Here is a 21,001-nt window from a genome sequence, read left to right on the forward strand (position 1 = left end):
CTTGCGCGTTGGCGGCAACCTTAGTCTGCAAAGTGATCCCATCCCCCGGTGTCTGCGGACCGGCCCGCTATTGTGACGCTCGGGCTTTCGTTGCTTCCCACTGCTTGTACTGAGCCTATCGCAGTGAATCCGCGGGGCAGCTGAACATCTGGCGGGAATGTGGCGAGCAGCCCGTGGTCCTCCCCGCCGCCCAGCACCCACGGCATCGGATCTGTTCCCAGCAGTTCCGAGGCGGGCCGCAGCACCTCCGCCAGCGTCCGTAACGGCGCCGGATCCAAATCCAGGTGGACGCCGCTGGCAACCGCCAGCCGCAACCCGTCCCGCAGCAGGCCATCCGAGACATCCAGCATGGCAGTGGCGCCCGCGGCCCTGGCCGCAGGGCCGGCGGAAAGAGGAGGCCTGGGCCTGCACTGGAGGTCCAGGAAGACACGCTGTTCAGGGCCAAGGACGTTGACGTTTACGGCAGACTCGAGGATGGCCAGGCCGGCGGCAGCATGGCCGGCCGTTCCGGCAAGCGCCAGGACATTCCCGGGCCGGGAGCCCGAGCGAAGGACCGGGTGGTGGCCATCGAGGCTGCCCAGGACCGCAACCGTGACGGAAATTTCCCGGCCGCGGCCCAAGTCGCCTCCCGCCACCGAACACCTGCCTGCTCCCAGGCCCCTGATTCCCGCTGTCAGTCCATCCGCCAGGTCCTCCACCCAATCAATGGGCGTCTCCGGGGGAAGGGTGAGGCTCACCACCAAGGACATGGCGGTGGCTCCCATCGCATTGATGTCGCTGAGGTTCTGCGCCGCGGCTTTCCAACCGACGTCGAAACCAGTGGTCCGGTAGCCGTTGGGCCATTCCAGCCGGAAATCCTGGTCCTGGACCTGGGTGTCAATACTGATGACCGTCCTGCCGTCCGGCGCCGCGACAACGGCGGCATCGTCGCCGGGACCGAGCAGGGTGGCCCGGGAGTGGTCAGATCCCAGGGAAAGGCGTGGAAATATCCGCGCCAGCAGCTCTGCTTCGGAGAGGGCGGCGACGGCGGGCGGCTGCACTTGGACGGTCAAACGCTTTTCAGGCACGCCACTACGCTACAGCGGGCATCCGACAACGGCGGCCCGGACCGCCATAACCGTGTCAGGAACAGCGGGGCCGCAGGGATAGTCTTGAAGATATGCACCGTCCACAGCTGTCCCTGCCCGCCCGAGCTGCCAGGATGGCGCTGACTGGGATTGTTGCTTCCCTCGCCCTGGCGGCGTGCTCCCCTGCCGTGGACGTCCCCGCAGCCCGGGATGCCGCCAACCCCGCGTGCGCTCCCATGATGGTGGCCTTGCCGGAAGCCATCGGTGATTCGGCGCTGCGCAAGACGAACAGCCAGGCCACTGCGGTATGGGGTGACCCTTCCCTTGTGGTACTTCGCTGCGGGGTGAATGTGCCCGGGCCCACCACCGACCGGTGCGTGACCGTCAACGGGATCGACTGGGTGATCAAGGAAGGCGACCCCGTCTGGACACTGACCACCTACGGCAGGGAACCCGCCGCCGAAATACTGATGGATCCGGACAAGATCAGCTCTGCCACTGTCCTGGCCGATCTTGCCGCGGCTGCCGGTGAGATCCCGCCCCTCAGGAACTGCGTGGGCCAGGAAGAGCTGCAGAACCTGCCGAAAAGCCAGTAGCTTCGACTGGCTCAACCACCAACGAGCGACTCCTAGCGGAGGCCCGTCTTCCGGTTCAAGGCCAGGTAGATGAGTTCGTCAATCAGCTCGGCGTAGTCCAGCCCGGATGCGGCCCACATCTGCGGGTACATGCTCTTGGGCGTGAAGCCGGGCATGGTGTTGATCTCGTTGATGATCAGCTGGCCGTCCGGCGTGTAGAAGAAATCCACCCGGCTCAGGCCCTCTGCGCCCACCGCGTCAAAGGCGGCTGCGGAGAGCTCCCGTACCCTGGCGATCGCTTCCTCCGGGAGGTCTGCCGGGCAGCTCAGTGATGCGGCATCGTCCTCGACGTACTTCGCGTTGAAGTCGTAGAACTCGTGGCTCCCGCCAGCGACGGAGATCTCGCCGGGCATGGAGGTCCGGGGAGCGTCGGTGCCCCTGCCTTCCAGGACGGCGCACTCGATTTCCCGGCCGGTGATTCCGGCTTCGATGACCAGTTTGAGGTCGTGCCGCCGTGCTTCCTCGATGGCGGCGTCGAGCTCATCGAGTGAGTCCACCTTGGAGATTCCCATGGACGATCCGGCCCGGGCAGGCTTAACGAAAACGGGGAAGCCGAGCAGGTCCACCTGTTTCCGAACGGATTCCGCGTCCTTGCGCCATTGCCTGTCGGTCACGGCGATGTAGGGACCAACCTGAAGGCCTGCGGCTTCAAAAACAACTTTCATATAATGCTTGTCCATGCCCACTGCCGAGGCCAGGACGCCGGCTCCGACGTACCGGGTGTCGGAGAGTTCCAGCAGCCCCTGGATGGTGCCGTCTTCTCCGAAGGGGCCGTGAAGCAGCGGGAATACGACGTCCACGGCACCGAGTTCCTGGGGGACCTCGTTCGGCGCGGCCACAATCAGCTGGTGTTCGCCGCCGATCTGGGCCAGCGTCACGGTTTGCGTCGACGGGAGCACCTCCGGCAGGGAGGACGCTGCCAGGGACCATTGGGCGGTGTCGCCCGCGGCCAGCACCCACTGCCCTGACTTGGCGATCCCGATGGGGATGACCTCGTACTTATCCTTGTTGATCGCACCGAGGACACCGGCGGCGGTCACGCAGCTGACGGCATGTTCGCTGGAACGGCCGCCGAAAAGTACGGCCACCCTGGGCTTGGACCCGCCGGCCGGTTCTGCTGCGGTCAGTTTGTCATGGGACATTGTCAGTAATCGCCTTCAGGTTTCAGTTCCCGGGCCAGCAGGACAGGCCCCAGTTGGTCAACGGACAGCTTGCCTGCCAGCACGGCGACGACGGCGGCCGTGATGGGCATGTCGACGCCCAGCTTTGCTGCCAGTTCATGGACGGCCTGGCCGGATTTGATGCCTTCGGCGGTCTGGGTCATTTTTTGGCCCACTTCCTCCAGCGTGAGGCCCTGGCCCAGCAGCCGGCCTGCAGTATGGTTCCGCGACAGGGGCGAGGAGCAGGTCGCCACCAGGTCGCCGAGGCCGGCCAGGCCGGCCATCGTTTTCGCGTCCCCACCCAAGGCCAGGGCAAGGCGGGACGTCTCAGCGAGTCCGCGGGTGATCACCGAGGCTTTGGTGTTGTCCCCCATTTGCCTGCCCTCGCAGATGCCCACCGCCAGCGCAATGACATTTTTGACGATGCCGCCGATTTCCACGCCGACGATGTCCGAGGTGGTGTAAGGCCGGAAGTAGGGGGCTGTGCAGCTGCGTGCGATCCAGCCTGCCGTAGCCGGGTCTGTGCAGGCCACCACGGAGGCCGTGGGCTCTTCGCGGGCAATCTCCATGGCAAGGTTTGGTCCTGAGACGATGGCAATGCAGTCGGTGGGCAGTCCGAGTTCCTCGCTGATGACCTCGCTCATCCGGGCGTCGGTGCCCAGCTCAAGGCCCTTCATCAGGGAAACCACCGTCGCCCCGGGGGCGATCATGTCCTTCCAGCCGCGCAACTGCGGCCGCAGGGACTGGGCCGGCACGGCCAGGACCACCAGATCCGCGCCGTCGAATACCTCGCGCACATCCGTCGACGCCGTGATGCTGTCCGGGAGGGCAATGTCCTTCAGGTACTGCGAGTTGCGGTGGTAGGTGTTGATTTCCTCCACCACTTCGCTCCGCCGGCCCCAGAGGCGGATGGCGCGCGGCTCGCCTGCCGCCGTTGCCGCATCCGCCAGGATCTTGGCGAACGTCGTCCCCCAGGAGCCCGCGCCCAGCACTGCTACGGAACGGGCCGAACCGAGGTGATTACCCTCAAGCGTCACCGGCCATCCGTTCGCCGGTTTGCTGCTGCCCGCGCTCCACGAAGCGGCCGTGTTTTGCCTGCTGCTGCTTGGCCGGATCCCAGCGCTCCGCCGGAGGCTGCTCGCCGCGGATCTCCCCGACGAGTTGCGTGATGGCATCCATAATGGCGTCGGTGGCCCCGGTCAGCGTGGCCTTGTCCAGGGGACGGCCGGTGAACGCGCTCAAATCCACGGGCTCGCCCACTACCACCCTCGACTTCTTGCGCGGGAACAGGTGGAACCGCTTGCCATATCGCGGGAAGACCTCGTGGGCTCCCCAGTGGGCAATCGGAACCACCGGAATGCCGCCCTCAAGGGCAAGCCGGGCAGCACCGGTGTGGCCCTTCATGGGCCACAGGTCCGGATCCCGGGTGAGGGTGCCTTCGGGATAGATGATGATCGCTCCGCCCTCGGCGACAATCTCCTGCGCGAGCTGAAGGGACCGGTTCGCTCCCGCCGTCGAACGCTCCACGGGAATCTGCTTCGTTGCGCGCAGGACCCAGCCCAGAACCGGAACCTTGAAGAGTCCGGATTTCGCCAGGAAGTGCGGTGCACGCTTGTGGTTATAGAGCAGGTGGCCGATGATCAGCGGGTCGATCTCGGTGCAGTGGTTAGGCGCTGCGATGAAACCGCCGGCGGGCAGCTTTTCGGTGCCCTCCCACTTCTTGTCCATCATGAGATTGAACAAGGGACGAACTATTGCTGCGACCACCGCAAGGGTCGCGCGGCTCTTGGCCGATTCCTTCACGTCGGTACCGCTACTTCGTTGTGGTGATGTCGAAGTCCGCACCCAGTCCCGCGAGCTTTTCGGTGAAACGCTCGTAGCCCCGGTTGATGATGTCGATTCCGGTCACGCGTGAGGTTCCGGTGGCGGCGAGGGCCGCGATCAGGTGGCTGAAGCCGCCGCGCAGGTCCGGAACGTCGATGTCGGTTCCCTTGAGCTGTGTGGGCCCTGAAATAACGGCGGAGTGCAGGAAGTTGCGCTGGCCGAACCTGCAGGGCACGCTGCCCAGGCACTCCCGGTGCACCTGGATGCTGGCGCCCATCCGGATCAGGGCATCAGTGAAGCCAAAGCGGTTCTCGTAGACCGTCTCGTGGACGATGGAGACGCCCTCGGCCTGGGTCAGCGCCACCACCAGCGGCTGCTGCCAGTCGGTCATAAAGCCGGGGTGCACGTCCGTTTCCAGGACCAGCGGGTTGAGCTTCCCGCCGCGGTGGTAGAAGCGGATGCCTTCCTCACCGATGTCCATGCCGCCCCCCACCTTGCGGTAGGTGTTGAGGAAAGTCATCATGTCGCGCTGGGAGGCGCCTTCAACGTAGATGTCGCCCTTTGTCACCAGGGCAGCGGAAGCCCATGACGCCGACTCGTTGCGGTCCGAAAGCGCCCGGTGGTTGTAGCCGCCAAGGTCGCGGACACCTTCGATGCGGATGGTGCGGTCGGTCTGGACGCTGATGATCGCACCCATCTTCTGCAGCACAGCGATGAGGTCGATGATTTCCGGCTCCGTTGCGGCCCCGGAAAGTTCTGTGATGCCCTCGGCGCGGGTGGCGCTCAGCAGCACCTGCTCGGTGGCGCCGACCGAAGGGTAGGGAAGGGAGATCTTCGCGCCGTGCAGCCCCTTGGGAGCGGAGATGTGGATGCCGCCGGGCCGCTTTTCCACCACGGCACCGAACTGGCGCAGCACGTCCAGGTGGTAATCGATGGGACGGTCGCCGATCTTGCAGCCGCCGAGATCGGGGATGAACGCTTCGCCGATGGCGTGGATCAGGGGGCCGCACAGCAGGATGGGAATCCGGGAGTCACCGGCATGCGCGTCGATGGCGGTGCTCGGCGCAGTCTTGGCTGCCTTCGGGTCCAGCGTCAGGTCCCCGTTGACCGGGTCCTTATCTACTGTCACTCCGTGCAGCTGGAGGAGGGAGGTGACTACCTCCACGTCCTTGATCTCCGGCACGTTCCGCAACACCGACGGTTCGTTGCCCAGCAGGGCAGCCACCATGGCCTTGGGAACGAGATTCTTCGCTCCCCGGACGGTGACGCGGCCTGTCAGCGGGACTCCGCCGCGGATGGTCAGAACACTACTCATATACCGGTTTCCTAACGATGACTAGCCCCCAAATCCTTGCAAAGGCTCCAACCAAGCATAGGAGGTCGCGTTACCGAACCGAAATACGCGGGCGACGGCGGCAGGGCGTGGCGCACCGCCGTCGCCCTTGTCAGAGCTGCTGGAGCCGGCTCAGGAAAGGCGGGCCGGCAGGGTTTTGGGCTTGAAGGCGGGCCGGGTGGCTTCGTAGGCCGTGATGTCCGCCTCGTGCTGGAGGGTCAGCCCGATATCGTCCAGGCCTTCGAGCAGGCGCCACCGGGTGTAATCGTCGATTTCAAACGGTGCCACGATGTTGCCGCACACCACCGTTTTGGAGACGAGGTCCACGGTGACCTCGGTTCCGGGAGCGTTCTCCAGTTCCTTCCAGATCAGTTCGATGTCGTCCTGGGCGACTTCGGCTGCCAGCAGTCCCTGCTTGCCCGAGTTGCCGCGGAAAATGTCGGCGAACCGGGAGGAGAGCACGGTTTTGAAACCGTAGTCCTTCAGTGCCCATACCGCATGCTCGCGGGAGGACCCGGTGCCGAAATCCCGACCAGCCACGAGGACGGATCCGGCGCTGAAAGGCGCCTGGTTCAGGATGAAGGACGGGTCCTTGCGCCATGCCGAGAACAGGGCGTCCTCGAAGCCGGTGCGGGTGATGCGCTTGAGGTAGACAGCGGGGATGATCTGGTCCGTGTCCACGTTGCTCTGGCGGAGCGGGACGCCGATTCCGGTGTGGGTGGTGAACTTTTCCATGGCGTGTCCTAGGCGGCGTCGGTGCGGATGGGGGTCTGGACAGGCTCAACCGCCGGATCGGGATCCAGGTCCGACGGCGAGCTGAGCGTGCCGCGGATGGCGGTGGCCGCGGCAACCACCGGGGAGACCAGGTGGGTGCGGCCGCCCTTGCCCTGGCGCCCTTCGAAGTTGCGGTTGGAGGTGGAGGCACAGCGCTCCCCCACTTCCAGCTGGTCCGGGTTCATGCCCAGGCACATGGAGCAGCCGGCGAAACGCCATTCGGCGCCGAAGTCCTTGAAGACCTTGTCCAGCCCCTCGGCCTCCGCTTCCAGGCGGACCCGTGCCGAACCGGGCACCACCAGCATCCGGATGTTCGGGTCCTTTTGGCGTCCGCGGATGATGTCCGCGGCGGCGCGCAGGTCCTCCATCCGGGAGTTGGTGCAGGAGCCCAGGAACACGGTGTCCACCCGGATGTCCTTCATGGGTGTGCCGGCTTCCAGTCCCATGTACTGCAAGGCGCGTTCCGCTGCGGCCTTGGCGTTTTCGTCGCCGAAGTCCTCGGGGGACGGGACAGACTCGGACAACGAGACGCCCTGCCCGGGGTTGGTGCCCCAGGTGACGAAGGGCTCCAGCGTGTCGGCGTCCAGGTCCACCTGGGCGTCGAAGGTGGCGTCGTCGTCGGTGCGCAGCGTGTTCCAGTACTCGACGGCGGCGTCCCAGTCAGCACCCTCAGGGGCGTGCGGGCGGCCTTTCATGAACTCGTAGGTGGTTTCGTCCGGCGCCACCATGCCGGCACGCGCGCCGGCTTCAATGGACATGTTGCAGATGGTCATGCGGGCGTCCATGGACAGCGCGCGGATGGCGGAACCGCGGTATTCCAGGACGTAGCCCTGGCCGCCGCCGGTGCCGATCTTGGCGATGACGGCGAGGATGATGTCCTTGGCCGTGACACCGGGACGCAGTGTCCCCTCGACGTTGATGGCCATCGTTTTGAACGGCTTCAGGGACAGCGTCTGGGTGGCCATGACATGCTCCACCTCGGAAGTTCCAATGCCCATGGCCAGGGCGCCGAAAGCTCCATGCGTGGAGGTGTGCGAGTCGCCGCAGACCACCGTCATGCCGGGCTGCGTCAGCCCCAACTGCGGCCCCACCACGTGGACGATGCCCTGCTCGGCGTCACCGAGGGAATGCAGGCGGACACCGAATTCAGCACAGTTGTTCCGCAGCGTCTGGATCTGCGTGCGGCTGGTCAGGTCGGCGATAGGCTTATCGATGTCCAGCGTGGGAGTGTTGTGGTCCTCCGTGGCGATGGTCAGGTCCGGCCGGCGCAGTTTCCTGCCGGCCAGCCGCAGGCCCTCAAAGGCTTGCGGGGATGTGACCTCGTGGACAAGGTGGAGGTCGATGAAGAGAAGGTCGGGCTGGGCATTGGCTCCGTCGCCATCGCCTTTGCGCACCACGTGCGCGTCCCAGACTTTCTCGGCCAATGTCTTTGCCATGGCCATCTCCCTTCACTGCTGTTTGGCTGATGTATTCCACTGAACCAGTACGCCTTGCACTGCGCCAGCCGAAAGATTTGCATCTCAGATAATGAGACGGCAATATCATTACATGGACAATTCTAGTGGAGTCGGTGTCATAGATAAAGCGGCCCAGGTGCTTGATGCACTGGAGGCCGGCCCCACCACTCTGGCGCAGCTGGTCGCGGCTACCGGCCTTGCGCGCCCCACTGTCCATCGTCTTGCCCTTGCCTTGGTGCACCACCGGCTGGTGAGCCGTGACATACAGGGGCGTTTTGTCCTGGGAAGCCGCCTGGTGGAGCTCGCTTCCGCTGCCGGCGAGGACCGTCTGATTGCTTCTGCGGGTCCGGTGCTGATGCAGTTGCGCGACGCCACGGGCGAAAGTGCCCAGATCTTCCGCCGCCAGGGCGACTGGCGCGTGTGCGTGGCCTCCGCCGAGCGCCCTATTGGCTTGCGCGACACCATCCCGGTAGGCACACAGCTGTCCATGAAGGCAGGATCGGCGGCACAGGTGCTGCTCGCCTGGGAGGACCACGACCGCCTGCTGGAAGGGCTGCAGTCGGCCCGCTTCACGCCCACCGTCCTGGCAGGCGTACGACGGCGGGGCTGGGGCCAGAGCCTCGGCGAACGCGAGCCGGGGGTAGCCTCAGTTTCCGCACCGGTGCGTGGTCCTTCCGGCCGGGTGATAGCCGCCGTTTCAATTTCCGGCCCGATCGAGCGCCTCACCCGCCAGCCGGGCCGGCTGCATGCAGAAGTGGTCTGCAACGCCGGCCGTATCCTCACCGAGGCCCTGCGCAAGAACAACGACTAACGTGAGAACAGCGGCCGGCAGCCTCATTGGCTGCGGGCGCTAGGATTCTCGCCATGGGCAGCTATGCAGTGTTTCTCCGGGGCATCAACGTGGGCGGCATCAACGTCACAATGGCCGACCTCCGGGGGGCCCTGAAGGACGCGGGCTTTTCCGATGCCCGCACCCTGCTTGCCAGCGGAAACGTGGTGCTGGCCAGCAGCCTGGATGCGGCTGCTGTAAAGCGGGAGTGCGAAAAATGCCTCCGTGACGCCTTTGGCTATGACGCCTGGGTGGTGGTGCTCGATGCAGGCAGGGTGGCCGAACTCGTGGAAGCATGCCCCTACCCGGACGACGATAAAAGCACCCACACCTACATCACGCTTTCCTCGGACCAAGCAATGCTTGATGAACTTGACGCGGCGGGAGCTGCACTGGACGGGACGGAGCAGACGAGGCTGGGGCCGGAAGCACTGGCCTGGCTGGCTCCGGCCGGCGGAACACTGGATAGCCCCTTCAGCAAAATCTCGGCCAAAGCCAGGTTCAAGGCCTCCACCACCACCCGCAACCTGCGGACCATGATTAAGGTCCGGGACGCCGCTGCCGAACTCGCGGCCGGCAGTTCTATCCCGCCCCGGCCGTCCTCAGCGCGGCATTAAAAGCGGCAAGCCTGCTGACTTCCACCTCCACCGGCTCCACCACCAGCTCCTGGGCAACGGAGGAAACTGCAGCGTTGAGCCGCTTCCGCGCCCTGGCCGCGCGCGCATTGGCCGCGGCGGCGGCAATAAAACGTCCGGTAATGGCGAGAAAGATCCCCAGCACCACCCCAGACGCGATCATCAGCGTAGGCAGGGGCCAGCCCTCCACCCTGGGCACCTCGGGAACGGGCATCTGGAGATAGCCGAGGGCGGCCAGGACGCCCAGCCAGCCGAGACCTCCCAACACCGTCAGAAGTGCCAGCCATTGCACCACGTTGAACAGCCCCCACCACCAGGACCTGCGGTCGGCCGCGAGGTCCGTTCCGGCAATCGCCTGGTCAAGGGCGTCAGGCAGTTGCTCCCTCCCCTCCCGGGCAGCGCCCCGGATGGCTGCCCGCCAGGGGCCGGGCGCGCCTGCGCTGGCGGCGTCGGCGAAGTCCCGGACCGCTGCGTCCGTCCGCGCGCGTTCCGGCGCCCCGGCCGGCGGCAGGGAGGTCCGGTTCAGCTCGGAAGGTGTTGCACTTCGCAGATTGAGCCGGCGTAGCGGATCAGGCCGGAACCTGGACAGCCATCTGGTGACGGGCCACCCCGTGCGCTTCACTGACTCGAGCCGGTAGGACCGGCCAACCGCCCGGACCACGGTCGGTACATTGGCTGCCACGGCGAGCTCCCCGGCCAGGCGCGTCTTTCCCGCCGCCCGGACCCCGGCGGCCTCTCCCCCGCCGGAAACGGCACCCAGTTCCTCTGTGGCCCTGGTGATGTCGGCAGCGAGCCGCTGCGACTGGGCTTTGCGCTTGACCGCAACACTTCGGATGGCGGCCCGCACCTTGTCCACTCCCGTACCTGTCAGGGCGGAGGCCGCCAGCACCTGGACCTTGGCCAGACCGTCGCGGGCAAGGATGGAACGCAGCGATTCCAGTACGGGCTCAACGTCATGCGCGGGAAGCCGGTCCACCTGGTTGAGGACCACCAGCGTCACGGCACCGTGGGACGCCAGGCGCGACAGGAAATCATCGTGCACGGCTGCGTCGGCATACTTTTGGGGATCAAGGACCCACACCAGGACGTCCACGAGGCCCACCATCCGCTGGACCACTTCGCGGTTGGACGCCCGGGTGGAATCGAAGTCCGGCAGGTCCAGCAGGATCAGGCCGGTGTCTTCGTCAGCAAAGCCTTCCACAGCCGCCGCATGGTGCCGGTTGCGGACCTCCAGCCAGTCAAGCAGCGGTTCGCTGCCCTCCGCTCCCCACACCCCCGCCAAAGGTTCCGACGTCGTAGGCCGGCGCGCTGCCGCCGTCGCGATCTCAGCTCCGCTGACCGCATTGAACAAGGAGGATTTGCCGCTTCCGGTGGCACCAAAGAAGCCCACCACAGTGTGGTCAGCCGAAAGCGACCGGCGTGAACTGGCACGCTCCAGGACGGTGAACACCTCATGGAGCGAGTCATCGGGGAGGACACCTTCGCCGAGTTCGCGCGCGTCGTTGAGGGCCGCGAGCCGACGGTCAAGCCGGGACGCGTCCTTGGTGTCGCTGTGGCGGCTCATGCCGTATCCGCCAGACGGACCAGGGCGGCAGCATGGGCAGCGAGGGTCTGCGGGGCGCTTTCATCGCGCTCCGGCAGCCGGGAAAGGAACTTCCGCTGCTCGTCCTTCAACAGCCGTTGGCAGCGGGCGTGCAGGTCCTCCCGCGCTTTTTCGGCCATGCGCCGTACTGCGTCCTCGCCAAAGACCGCTTCGAGCAGCCGCTGGCCCACGACGGCGGTTCCGCCTGCCACTCCTACCTCAAGTCCTGTCAGGCCGGCGGTCATCGAGAACACAACGATCATCAGGGCGGCCCCCAGCCCGTTGATCCCGAAGGCCAGCCAGCGGGCCTGGGTCCGCTTCCCCTGGCCTTCGGTGCGGATGAGTTCCATCAGGGCCTCCTGCCAAGCCCTGATTTCGGCGGCCGCCCGGTCCTCGAAGCCCGGAGTGGTCCCCGAAAGGTCGTCTGTCCCCAGCAGTTGGCGCCCTGCCGGGTCGCTTCGCCAGCGCTGGTCGGTGTCCTCGGCGGCATTTGCAGCTTCATCGATGATGACGGCCTGCAGGCCCGTCTCGATGGCTGCCTCGACGCTCACCGCGGGCGGCGGCTCGCCCCTGAAGAAGGCCCCCAACCGGTCGCGGAACCGGCCCACGTTCTGTTCCAGGGCCCTGAAAAACTCGCCGGTGCCCACGAAGTCCTGCCAGCGGGCCAGCACCTCTCCCCGGAGCAGCGCCCCGTCCCTGGTGGAGTCGAGAATCCGGCCGGCAGCATCGCGGTAGGCGGACACGGCAGCGGCTTCCAGGCTGTCCGCGGCGGCCTGCTGCTCCCTGGCCGCCTGTGCCACGTCAGCGACGCGTCCGGCCAATGCCCTGACGGTTCCGTTCAGCGTGCGGCGGGCGATCTCTGAACGGCCGGCAGCATCTGCGGCCAGCTCTCCCAGCCACGTCTTCAACGGGAGGACGGTGCCGGGCGGGAGCATGCCCAGCGAATCCAGGGATGTCTCGGGGATCATGAACAGCTGTGCCGCGCCGAGGCCCTCGCGGTCAAGGAGGTTGCGCAGGTCCTCACTGACTTCTTTTTCCGCCCCCGGCGGAACCCGGTCCAGCACCACAGCCACCATGATGTCCCGCGAGGCTGCGTCCAGGAGCAGTTTCCACGGGACGGCGTCCGCGTAGCGGTTAGCGGTTGTCACGAAGATCCACAGATCGGCTGCAGCAAGGAGCTGCGCTGCCAGCCTGCGGTTGTCGTCGGAGATGGAATCGACGTCGGGAGCATCCAGGACTGCGATTCCTGCGGGGACAGCAGGATCGGCCACAAGCACCAGGGAAGTCATTGCGCCCGCGTCCGGGATGGCGCCTGCCCGGCTGGCAGGCACCGGTTTGCTGGCGACGTATCCGCGGATCCTGCTCAGGTTGGGCAGGACGCGGTGGCCTTCAAACCAGACTGCCTCCGACGGGTGGTGCAGAAGGATTGGCTGGCGGGTTGTGGGGCGGATGGCGCCCGAACGGGTGACGGGGTGGCCAACAAGGGCGTTGACGAGCGTGGACTTGCCCGCACCGGTGGAACCTCCAACTACGGCCAGGAGCGGGGCGTCCAGGCTTCGGTACCGCGGGAGGATGTAGTCGTCGAGCTGGGCGACGGCGCCGGCGGCATTGCCTCGGGCCCGCTCTGCGTCCGGCAGGGCCAGCGGAAGCCCTGCGGCGGCAAGATCATCGCGCACCTCTTCCAGCAGGGTCACTGCCGCCAGTGCGGGCGGGGCGGTCTGCGAATCGTGCGGGGAGTCTTGCTCGTTCCGGGAAGTCACAGCAACATCATGCCAGTTGACGGCGGGGATGGTGCCGTTTCCTGCCCAACGCCCCACCACCTCCCGCACCCTTTACCGCAACGCCCCACCACCTCCTGCACCTTTTGGGGCATCGCCCTATCAGTTTCTGGGTGGCATTCGACGGTGGTGCTGCCCGGGCCGCGTTTGGGAAGTTTCTGCTGAGGTGATGGAGCGTTTCCACCATTCGTTGCAGAAGCTGATGGGGCGTTCCACGATTCATTGCAGGAGGTGAAGGGGCGTTCCACGATTCACTGCAGGAGGTGATGGGGCGTTGCCTAATGTGTTCCGGAAGGTGATGGGGCGTTGCCTAATGTGTTCCGGAAGGTGATGGGGCGTTTCACGAGTCGTTCCGGAAGGTGATGGCGCGTTCCACTGCTTGTTGCGGAAACGAAAAATGGCCCCGGGCGTTTGCCCGGGACCATTTCCTTGGTGACCCCAGCGGGATTCGAACCCGCGTTACCGCCGTGAGAGGGCGGCGTACTAGGCCGCTATACGATGGGGCCGTGTACTTTACCGTACTTCTTTCCAGTGTTTCCGCTGGTCAGCTCAGTGATTGTTTCACACACTTTGCTGTGGTTTCAAATCGGCGAACCGGTTGAAACCGTCTGCTTTTGGCCCCTGAGGAGCCTCTGAACAGAGCTGGGATACCAGGACTCGAACCTAGAATGACGGTACCAGAAACCGTAGTGTTGCCAATTACACCATATCCCAATGACACTTTCGGGCCGGTTTTCAGGGTTTTGCCCCGCTCCGTGCCCCTCAGCACGAGAAATTACTTTACCCGAGTCTTCCGGCCCACACAAATCGGCCCGGTGTGATCTAGCTGACCAGCTCATCCAGCGAGGTAACCATGCCGCCGTCGAATCCGGCAGCCTCCTCGCCCGCCCGGTTCAGCCAGACGCCCAGGAGGCCGGCCGCCGTCGAGCCCTCGGCGTCAAGGAGGCGGTTGTCTCCCACATACAGGGTGTCGGCAGGGGCCGTGCCCAGAAGCCGGACCCCCTCGAGGTAGATGGCCGGATCCGGTTTTGCCACGCCCAGGGTGTCCGTTCCCACCAGCCGCCTGACCCGCGCAAGTCCTGCCCCATCCAGCTTGGCACGCTGGTAATCGTGGACGTTGTTGCTCACCGCGCCGTACGGAATGCCCGCATTGTCCAGGACATCCAGCAGCGGCATGACGTCGGGAAAAGGTTTTACATACGCTGGCTGTTTTTCCATGTAGGCGCTGAGCCACTGGTGTGATTGCTCACCCTCGGCAAGTTCAACCCCAAAGTGGCCCAGGGCCGCGCGGCCCCGCAGCAGGCGCTGTTCGTTGAACGTGAGTTCACCTGCCAGGTAGCGGTCGTAGTAGTGCGTGGTTTCGTGGGTGAAGATCCGCCCGAACCGCTCCCACCCGGCCTGGTCAAGGCCGGGCAGGAGGTGTTCGCTGACCTCGCGCAGGGCAGTGGTCATCGAGAATTCGAGATCAACGAGGGTGTCATCGATGTCAAAGAGCACCCCCCGGATTGAGCCGAAAGGCGTGTCCAGGACCGCGCCGCCTACCTGCATGGGAGCCGTCATCAGCCGCGGAACGCGCGAAGGCGGCGGAGGGAGGACTCCTTGCCCAGGATCACCATGGACTCGAACAGCGGCGGAGAGATACGCCGCCCGGAAACGGCCGTGCGCACGGGTCCGAAAGCCAGACGGGGTTTGATGCCAAGGTCCTCAACGAGGGCCTGCTTGAGCGCGGTCTGGATGTTGTCCGGCGTCCAGTCCTCGACAGGTTCAAGTGCTGCGAGGGCTGCATCCAGCACTTCCGCCAGGTTTTCCGGAAGCCCCTTCCGGGCATCAGCGGCAACGTCGATGGCGTCATCCGCTTTGAAGAGGAACGCCAGCATTTCGGGCGCCTCGCCGAGCAGCGTGATGCGCTCCTGGACCAGCGGCGCAGCCTCGGTGAGGATCTCCTCCTCCCGGTCGGTGAGGATCTCCCCCACCAGGTCCGCGGCGCGCAAGTACGGAACCAGGCGTTCCCGGAATACCTCAGGCGGGAGCATCCGGACGTGCGTGCCGTTGATCGCTTCAGCCTTCTTGAGGTCGAAACGTGCGGGGTTGCCCAGGACGTCATGGATGTCGAAGTGCTCCACCAACTGTTCAACAGTAAAAATGTCTTCGTCCGCGCTCAGGGACCAGCCCAGGAGCGACAGGTAGTTCAGCAGGCCCTCGGGAATGAAGCCACGCTCCCGGTGCAGGAACAGGCTCGATTCGGGATCGCGTTTGGAGAGCTTCTTGTTGCCCTGGCCCATCACGTACGGCAGGTGCCCAAACTCGGGCATGTACTGCGCAACGCCAACGGCATATAGGGCGCGGTAGAGGGCAATCTGGCGCGGAGTGGAGCTGAGCAGGTCCTCGCCGCGGAGAATATGGGTGATACCCATCAGGGCATCGTCCACCGGGTTCACCAGCGTATACAGGGGCGCTCCGTTCGCACGGACCACGGCAAAGTCCGGGACGGACCCGGCACGGAAGGTTATCTCACCGCGCACGAGGTCATTGAAAGTGATGTCCTCGTCGGGCATCCGCAGCCGCAGGACGGCTTCGCGGCCTTCTGCCTTGAACTGGGCGAGCTGCTCCTCCGTCAAGTGGCGGTCATAGCCGTCATAGCCAAGCTTCGGATCGCGTCCTGCGGCACGGTGGCGCGCTTCGATTTCTTCCGGCGTGGAGTACGACTCGTAGACAAAGCCACCCTCCCGGAGACGGGCAATGACGTCCTGGTAGATGTCGCTCCGCTGCGACTGACGGTACGGCTGATGCGGGCCGCCCACTTCCACGCCCTCGTCCCAGTCGATGCCCAGCCACTTCAGTGCGTCCAGCAGCTGGTGGTAGCTTTCCTCGCTGTCCCGCGCCGAGTCCGTGTCCTCGATCCGGAACACCATGGTGCCCTTGGTGTGGCGGGCGTAGGCCCAGTTGAACAGTGCCGTGCGGATCAGCCCGACATGGGGAGTGCCCGTGGGCGAGGGGCAGAAGCGGACCCGAACGGGCGTGTCCGCGGTGACGGGCGGGATGGAGGCAGCATTCGACGCAGAAGCAGTAGTCATAGTGGCTCCAACTTTACCGTCTGGCGCAAAGCCCCAGCGCGGAGCCAGGGGTCAGCGGCGGACGATGGGGTTGGACAGGTGGCCGATCCCCTCGATCTCCACTTCGAAGCGGTCGCCGGCGCTGACCAGGCCCACTCCTGCCGGAGTCCCGGTCATGATCACGTCCCCGGGAAGGAGGGTGAAGGCTTGGGAGACAACGGACACGAGTTCGCGGACTCCCCTGATCATCTGGCTGGTGCTGCCGTCCTGCCGCAGCTCGCCGTTGAGCCGGCCCTGGATCTGCAGGTCCTCGGTATCAAGGTCCGTCTCGATCCACGGGCCCAGGGGCGCAGAGGTGTCAAACCCCTTGGCCCGGGTCCACTGCAGGTCTGTCTTCTGGACATCCCTGGCCGTCAGGTCGTTGCCGCACGTATAGCCGAAAATGACGTCGTCCACGCGTTCCTCGGGCACGTCCTTGCAGATCCGTCCGATCACAACGCACAGTTCCGCTTCGAACGAGACTTCCTCGGAAAACTCGGGCAGCACCACGGGATCGTTGGGGCCCACGACGGCGGTGTTGGGCTTCAGGAAAAGGAGCGGCTGGGCGGGCACTTCGTTGCCGAGTTCATGGGCGTGTTCCACGAAGTTGCGGCCCACGCCGATGACCTTGCTGCGGGGAATGATGGGGGCGAGGAGCCGGACGTCCTCCAGCTTGTGCCGGACGGAGGTACGCTCCACCCCGTTGAAGAAAGGGTCCCCGTGGATGACAGTGATTTCCTCACTGCCCGTGTCACCTTCGACAACACCGTAGAGGGGATCAGAATCGACGACAAACCTGGCAATACGCATGGCTCCTACCCTACCGTCCCGCCACCACCGCGCCTGTCGTTTTACGGCCCGCCGTCTCCGCCCCTGAGGTAGTGAAGCTGCGCAGCAACAGAAGTAACAGCTGCGCGCCGCACGGAAGGGTCGACGTCGGAATAAACGGCGTCAGCGACGTCACCGGCGGTGGCGTCCGGGCCGAGCCGGTCCAGCGCCGCGCGGATCTGCGCCAGCCGTTCGAGGCGATGGGCCCGGTAGTGGCGCACGATGTCCGTCAAGGACGGCAGGACGGGACCGTGGGCGGGAAGGACGGTGGCCGGTCCGAGCGATTCCAGCCTGTCCAGGGACGCCAGGTAGCCTCCGAGGGTCCCGTCCGGGTAGTCAAGCATCGTGGTGCCACTGCCCAGGATCGTATCCCCTGTCAGCACGGAACCGTCCGGACCGTCGGCGGGAAGGTGGAAGCACACAGAATCGGAGGTGTGGCCGGGCGTTGCCACCACCTTCACCTCAAGACCTGCGGAGCGGAGTTCCTCGCCGTCCAGCAGCGGCGTGCCGTTTCCACGGCAGTGGGCAGGGTCCCAGGCGCGTACCGGGGCGCCGGTCAGTTGGTGCAGCCGTGCGGAGCCGGCGGTATGGTCCGCGTGGCGGTGTGTGACGAGGATGAGTTCAACGGGGCCGGCACCGGCGAGTGCCTGAAGGTGGTCCTCGTCCAGGGGGCCCGGATCAACCACGACGGCGCCCGGATGACCGGGGTGCCGCAGCACGTAGGAGTTGGTGCCGTCCAGGCTCATGGGCCCGGGATTAGGTGCCAGGACGAACTGCGTCATTGCGGAACTGCGCTGCAGGATGGGGCCGGAAGCTGAAGTCACCATCCCATCTTTGCACCCGACTCTGGAGCTCCGCGGCCGTTGCGCGCGGAACAGGCCGGAATAGAACAGCGGGGTGCCCGGGTTGACCACCAGTGCATCCCCTCGTTGTCTCCCAGGAAGCCGGAATCACATCAAATGAGCACCACCACGCTTGCAGACCTCCTCGCCGAAGCCGATTCAGCCGGTCACGACCATGCCGCAACGGAGAAGAACAGCGGGCTCCTGCACATCCACAACCACGCCACGGGCAGCATTGTCTGGTTTCCCACCTGGAAGAAGTTCCGCGAGACCGCCGACTGGAGTGCGGCGGTGGACGGCCTCACTGAGGATCTCAAGCGGGGTGCGGCGCCCGTGGAGGAAGCGGCTTCAGGGCTCCTGGCGGAAGAACTGGACGAACTCCTGAAACGGGCCGCCGCCTCCGCCGATGCCGCCCTGTTTGTCCAGGAGAACCTCACGCCCCACCTGACAAGGACTTGGGCTATCGCAGACGCCGTCGCGAAGGCAACAGGGCAGGAGTTGCCCTCCGGCAGCACTACGCTGGCCATATTCGCCGACTACCCCTACGACGTGTACGCGCAGGACGGCGGCGTCTTTGCGACGACGCTGTGGAACGACATTATCGACGCCCGCCGCAACCGTGCACTGGAGGAAGAAGCCGCACGGAAGGCCCTGAAGCCCGTTTCCCGCAAGGCGCTGAAGAATGCCGCCCGGAAGGCAGCGCGGCGCTAATCCCCCCGTTGCACAATGAACGGCGCCTGCCGGGGATGAGCCCGGCAGGCGCCGTCGTAATTTTTCAGTCAGGGAAAAGCGGCAGCTAGGCGAGCCGGGTCAGCCAGCCATGCGTGTCGGGAACGGCGCCGGTCTGGATGCCGAGCAGCTTTTCACGGATGGCCATGGTGGTCTCCCCTGCTTTGGCATCCTCGGAACCGATGAACTCGGTGGTGTCCTTGAGGACACCGATCGGGGTGATGACGGCGGCAGTACCGCAGGCGAAGACCTCGGCAATGTCACCGGAGGCAACGCCGTCGCGCCATTCGTCCAGAGTGATCTTGCGCTCGGTGACTTCCCGGCCCATGTCCTTGGCAACCTGGATGACGGACATCCGGGTCACGCCTTCGAGGATGGTGCCGGTCAGCGCGGGAGTGACCAGTGAGCCGTCCTTCATCACGAAGAAAACGTTCATGCCGCCCAGTTCCTCAACCGCGTTGTCATTGAACTGGTCCAGGAAGAGGACCTGCTTGCAGCCGTTGGCTTCAGCCTCCTGCTGGGCAATAAGCGAAGCGGCGTAGTTGCCTCCGCACTTTGCTGCGCCGGTGCCACCGCGGCCCGCGCGGGCGTATTCCCGCGAAATCCAGATGGACACAGGCTTGAGTTCGCCGCCGAAGTAGTTGCCGGCCGGTGAAGCGATCACCCGGAAGGACACCTCACGGGCGGCACGGACACCCAGGAAGGCCTCGGTGGCGATCATGAACGGCCGGAGGTACAGCGCCTCGCCGTCGCCGGCCGGAACCCATTCCTTGTCCGCGGCCACAAGCTCCCGGATGGCCCCGAGGAAGTACTCTGCCGGCAGTTCGGGAAGGGCAAGCCGGCGCGCGGACTTGTTCAGCCGGGCGGCGTTTGCCTCCGGCCGGAACGTCCAAATGGAACCATCAGCGTGCCGGTAGGCCTTGAGCCCCTCGAAAATCTCCTGCCCGTAGTGCAGCACCGCAGCTGACGGGTCCAGGGAGATTGGTCCGTAGGCTTCCACCCGGGCATTGTGCCAGCCGCCGTTTCCGTTCTCGTCCACGCTGTAGTCGACGATGGCCGTGTGGTCGGTGAAGTGGTTGCCGAATCCCGGGTTGGCCAGGATGGCTGCACGCTCTTCAGCAGACTTCGGGTTGTCCGAGAGCTGCTGCTTAAATTCGACGCCGTGGGCAGTCTGAGTCATGGTTCCTCCACGATCGGCCGCCTTGGATTCAGCGTTGAACGGCAAGGCGGCATTTGGTGATTCGAGACAAGCTTACGCCCGTTGCCGTCAGCCCCAGGCGCGGCTACAGGCCGGCGGCAATGGCGTCGCCCACGGCGCTGGTGCTGCGTGCACCGCCGTCGCGCTTTTCGACGTCGGCACTCACTGCCGCCTCGATCCTGCGGGCTGCGCGGGTGTAGCCGAGGTGGTCCAGCAGCAGCGCTGCCGACAGGATGGCGGCGGTGGGGTCCGCCTTGCCCTGGCCGGCGATGTCGGGGGCGGAGCCGTGGACCGGCTCAAACATGGACGGCGCGGTGCGGTCCATGTTGATGTTGCCGGACGCTGCCAGTCCGATGCCGCCGGTGATGGCTGCGGCCAGGTCGGTGAGGATGTCGCCGAAGAGGTTGTCGGTGACAATCACATCGAAGCGGGACGGGTCGGTGACCATAAAGATGGTCGCCGCGTCCACGTGCAGGTAATCGTGGGTGACCTCCGGGAACTCCTGCGCCACGGCCTCCACCGTGCGCTTCCAGAGGTGCCCGGCGAAGACCAGGACGTTGTGCTTGTGGACCAGCGTCACGTGCTTGCGCTCCCTGGCGCTGGCGCGGCGGAAGGCATCCCGGACAACGCGCTCAACGCCGTGGGCGGTGTTCAGCGAGACTTCGGTGGCCACCTCGTGGGGAGTGCCGGCGCGGAGGGTTCCGCCGTTGCCGACATAAGGGCCTTCGGTGCCTTCGCGGACCACGATGAAGTCGATGATGCCGGGATTGGCCAGGGGGCTGCCAACGGTTCCATAGAGCCGGGACGGGCGGAGGTTGACGTAGTGGTCCAGGCTGAAGCGGAGCTTCAGCAGCATCTCGCGCTCAATGATCCCGGACGGAATGCGGGTATCGCCGGGGGCAGCACCTACGGCCCCGAACAGGATGGCATCCCGGGTCCGTAGGTCAGCCAGGACGTGGTCCGGCAGCGTTTCCCCCGTGGCCAGCCAGTGCTCCGCGCCGAGCTTGTAGTGCGTCTGCTTGAGCTCGACGCCCTCCGAGGCGACAGCTTTTTCCAGCACCTTAAGTGCTTCCGCGATGACCTCAGGGCCAATGCCGTCGCCGGGGATAACTGCAAGATCGATGGAGGATGCGCTCATGCTTTCAGCGTAGCCAAGACATCCATATGCTGGTCAAGCTGTCTCATTATTCGAACAAACGGCTGGCCTGTCGGGGAAACGGCAAACGCTCCTGCACCTT

19 protein-coding genes and 2 tRNA genes are annotated in these 21,001 nt (G+C 65.5%); 4 read left to right on the forward strand and 17 right to left on the reverse strand.

The window, feature by feature from the left end:
• Positions 1-20 precede the first annotated feature (20 nt).
• Positions 21-1,067: a thiamine-phosphate kinase gene (gene thiL / locus M1D93_RS11565; protein ID WP_461171690.1), complete on the reverse strand. Its 1,047-nt coding sequence runs from the start codon at positions 1,065-1,067 to the stop codon at positions 21-23.
• 92 nt (positions 1,068-1,159) lie between these two features.
• Here thiL and M1D93_RS11570 point away from each other — a divergent pair, with 92 nt between their 5' ends.
• Positions 1,160-1,663, forward strand: coding sequence for a DUF3515 domain-containing protein (locus M1D93_RS11570; RefSeq protein WP_461171691.1), 504 nt, complete (start codon positions 1,160-1,162; stop codon positions 1,661-1,663).
• A 32-nt stretch (positions 1,664-1,695) separates the two neighbouring features.
• Here M1D93_RS11570 and M1D93_RS11575 read toward each other — a convergent pair whose 3' ends face one another.
• The 6 genes from M1D93_RS11575 to leuC form a co-directional block, all read right to left on the reverse strand.
• Positions 1,696-2,844 (reverse strand): D-alanine--D-alanine ligase family protein, encoded by a 1,149-nt coding sequence (locus M1D93_RS11575; protein WP_461171692.1) that lies wholly within the window; start codon positions 2,842-2,844, stop codon positions 1,696-1,698.
• A gap of 2 nt (positions 2,845-2,846) precedes the next feature.
• Complete coding sequence (locus tag M1D93_RS11580; protein WP_461171693.1) at positions 2,847-3,899, reverse strand: NAD(P)H-dependent glycerol-3-phosphate dehydrogenase; 1,053 nt, start codon at positions 3,897-3,899, stop codon at positions 2,847-2,849.
• A complete protein-coding gene (locus M1D93_RS11585) occupies positions 3,889-4,665 on the reverse strand; it encodes a lysophospholipid acyltransferase family protein (RefSeq protein ID WP_461171694.1) in 777 nt (258 codons plus the stop codon). Before M1D93_RS11585 ends, M1D93_RS11580 begins: the two co-directional genes overlap by 11 nt.
• A gap of 10 nt (positions 4,666-4,675) precedes the next feature.
• On the reverse strand, positions 4,676-6,001 hold the full coding sequence (gene murA / locus M1D93_RS11590; protein WP_461171695.1) for a UDP-N-acetylglucosamine 1-carboxyvinyltransferase: 1,326 nt from the start codon (positions 5,999-6,001) through the stop codon (positions 4,676-4,678).
• 150 nt (positions 6,002-6,151) lie between these two features.
• Positions 6,152-6,754, reverse strand: a complete 603-nt coding sequence (leuD, locus tag M1D93_RS11595) for a 3-isopropylmalate dehydratase small subunit (RefSeq protein WP_461171696.1) — start codon at positions 6,752-6,754, stop codon at positions 6,152-6,154.
• Between the two features lie 8 nt (positions 6,755-6,762).
• Positions 6,763-8,229, reverse strand: coding sequence for a 3-isopropylmalate dehydratase large subunit (gene leuC / locus M1D93_RS11600; RefSeq protein ID WP_461171697.1), 1,467 nt, complete (start codon positions 8,227-8,229; stop codon positions 6,763-6,765).
• 112 nt (positions 8,230-8,341) lie between these two features.
• Between leuC and M1D93_RS11605 the strand changes: the two genes are divergently transcribed.
• Both M1D93_RS11605 and M1D93_RS11610 read left to right on the forward strand, forming a co-directional pair.
• Positions 8,342-9,061, forward strand: coding sequence for an IclR family transcriptional regulator (locus M1D93_RS11605; RefSeq protein WP_009356552.1), 720 nt, complete (start codon positions 8,342-8,344; stop codon positions 9,059-9,061).
• 53 nt (positions 9,062-9,114) lie between these two features.
• A complete protein-coding gene (locus M1D93_RS11610) occupies positions 9,115-9,696 on the forward strand; it encodes a DUF1697 domain-containing protein (RefSeq protein ID WP_461171698.1) in 582 nt (193 codons plus the stop codon).
• Here M1D93_RS11610 and M1D93_RS11615 read toward each other — a convergent pair.
• The 8 genes from M1D93_RS11615 to M1D93_RS11650 form a co-directional block, all read right to left on the reverse strand.
• Entirely contained in the window at positions 9,662-11,278 is a 1,617-nt protein-coding gene (locus M1D93_RS11615) for a GTPase (RefSeq protein ID WP_461171699.1), read from the reverse strand. The genes M1D93_RS11610 and M1D93_RS11615 overlap by 35 nt on opposite strands.
• The gene (locus M1D93_RS11620) at positions 11,275-13,056 is read right to left on the reverse strand and encodes a dynamin family protein (protein ID WP_461171700.1); all 1,782 of its coding nucleotides are present in this window, start codon (positions 13,054-13,056) and stop codon (positions 11,275-11,277) included. The genes M1D93_RS11615 and M1D93_RS11620 overlap by 4 nt, the downstream gene beginning before the upstream one ends.
• Positions 13,057-13,504: 448 nt before the next feature.
• Positions 13,505-13,580 (reverse strand) — tRNA-Glu (locus M1D93_RS11625).
• A 136-nt stretch (positions 13,581-13,716) separates the two neighbouring features.
• Positions 13,717-13,788 (reverse strand) — tRNA-Gln (locus tag M1D93_RS11630).
• A gap of 108 nt (positions 13,789-13,896) precedes the next feature.
• Positions 13,897-14,634, reverse strand: coding sequence for an HAD family hydrolase (locus M1D93_RS11635; protein WP_461171701.1), 738 nt, complete (start codon positions 14,632-14,634; stop codon positions 13,897-13,899).
• Positions 14,634-16,148, reverse strand: a complete 1,515-nt coding sequence (gene gltX / locus M1D93_RS11640) for a glutamate--tRNA ligase (protein ID WP_461171702.1) — start codon at positions 16,146-16,148, stop codon at positions 14,634-14,636. The genes M1D93_RS11635 and gltX overlap by 1 nt, the downstream gene beginning before the upstream one ends.
• Positions 16,149-16,199: 51 nt before the next feature.
• The gene (locus M1D93_RS11645) at positions 16,200-16,976 is read right to left on the reverse strand and encodes a fumarylacetoacetate hydrolase family protein (protein ID WP_461171703.1); all 777 of its coding nucleotides are present in this window, start codon (positions 16,974-16,976) and stop codon (positions 16,200-16,202) included.
• 41 nt (positions 16,977-17,017) lie between these two features.
• Positions 17,018-17,821 carry an MBL fold metallo-hydrolase gene (locus tag M1D93_RS11650; RefSeq protein ID WP_461171704.1) on the reverse strand — a complete coding sequence of 268 codons (804 nt, stop codon included), beginning with the start codon at positions 17,819-17,821 and terminating at the stop codon, positions 17,018-17,020.
• A 132-nt stretch (positions 17,822-17,953) separates the two neighbouring features.
• On the opposite strand from M1D93_RS11650, the gene M1D93_RS11655 reads away from it, so the two are divergent.
• Positions 17,954-18,547, forward strand: a complete 594-nt coding sequence (locus tag M1D93_RS11655) for a hypothetical protein (protein WP_461171705.1) — start codon at positions 17,954-17,956, stop codon at positions 18,545-18,547.
• Between the two features lie 85 nt (positions 18,548-18,632).
• On the opposite strand, the gene M1D93_RS11660 is transcribed toward M1D93_RS11655, so the two are convergent.
• Both M1D93_RS11660 and M1D93_RS11665 read right to left on the reverse strand, forming a co-directional pair.
• Positions 18,633-19,745 (reverse strand): branched-chain amino acid aminotransferase, encoded by a 1,113-nt coding sequence (locus M1D93_RS11660; protein ID WP_461171706.1) that lies wholly within the window; start codon positions 19,743-19,745, stop codon positions 18,633-18,635.
• Positions 19,746-19,848: 103 nt separating this feature from the next.
• The gene (locus M1D93_RS11665; protein WP_461171707.1) at positions 19,849-20,901 is read right to left on the reverse strand and encodes a 3-isopropylmalate dehydrogenase; all 1,053 of its coding nucleotides are present in this window, start codon (positions 20,899-20,901) and stop codon (positions 19,849-19,851) included.
• Between the last annotated feature and the right edge of the window lie 100 nt (positions 20,902-21,001).

This window comes from Arthrobacter sp. Z1-9, assembly GCF_054792695.1.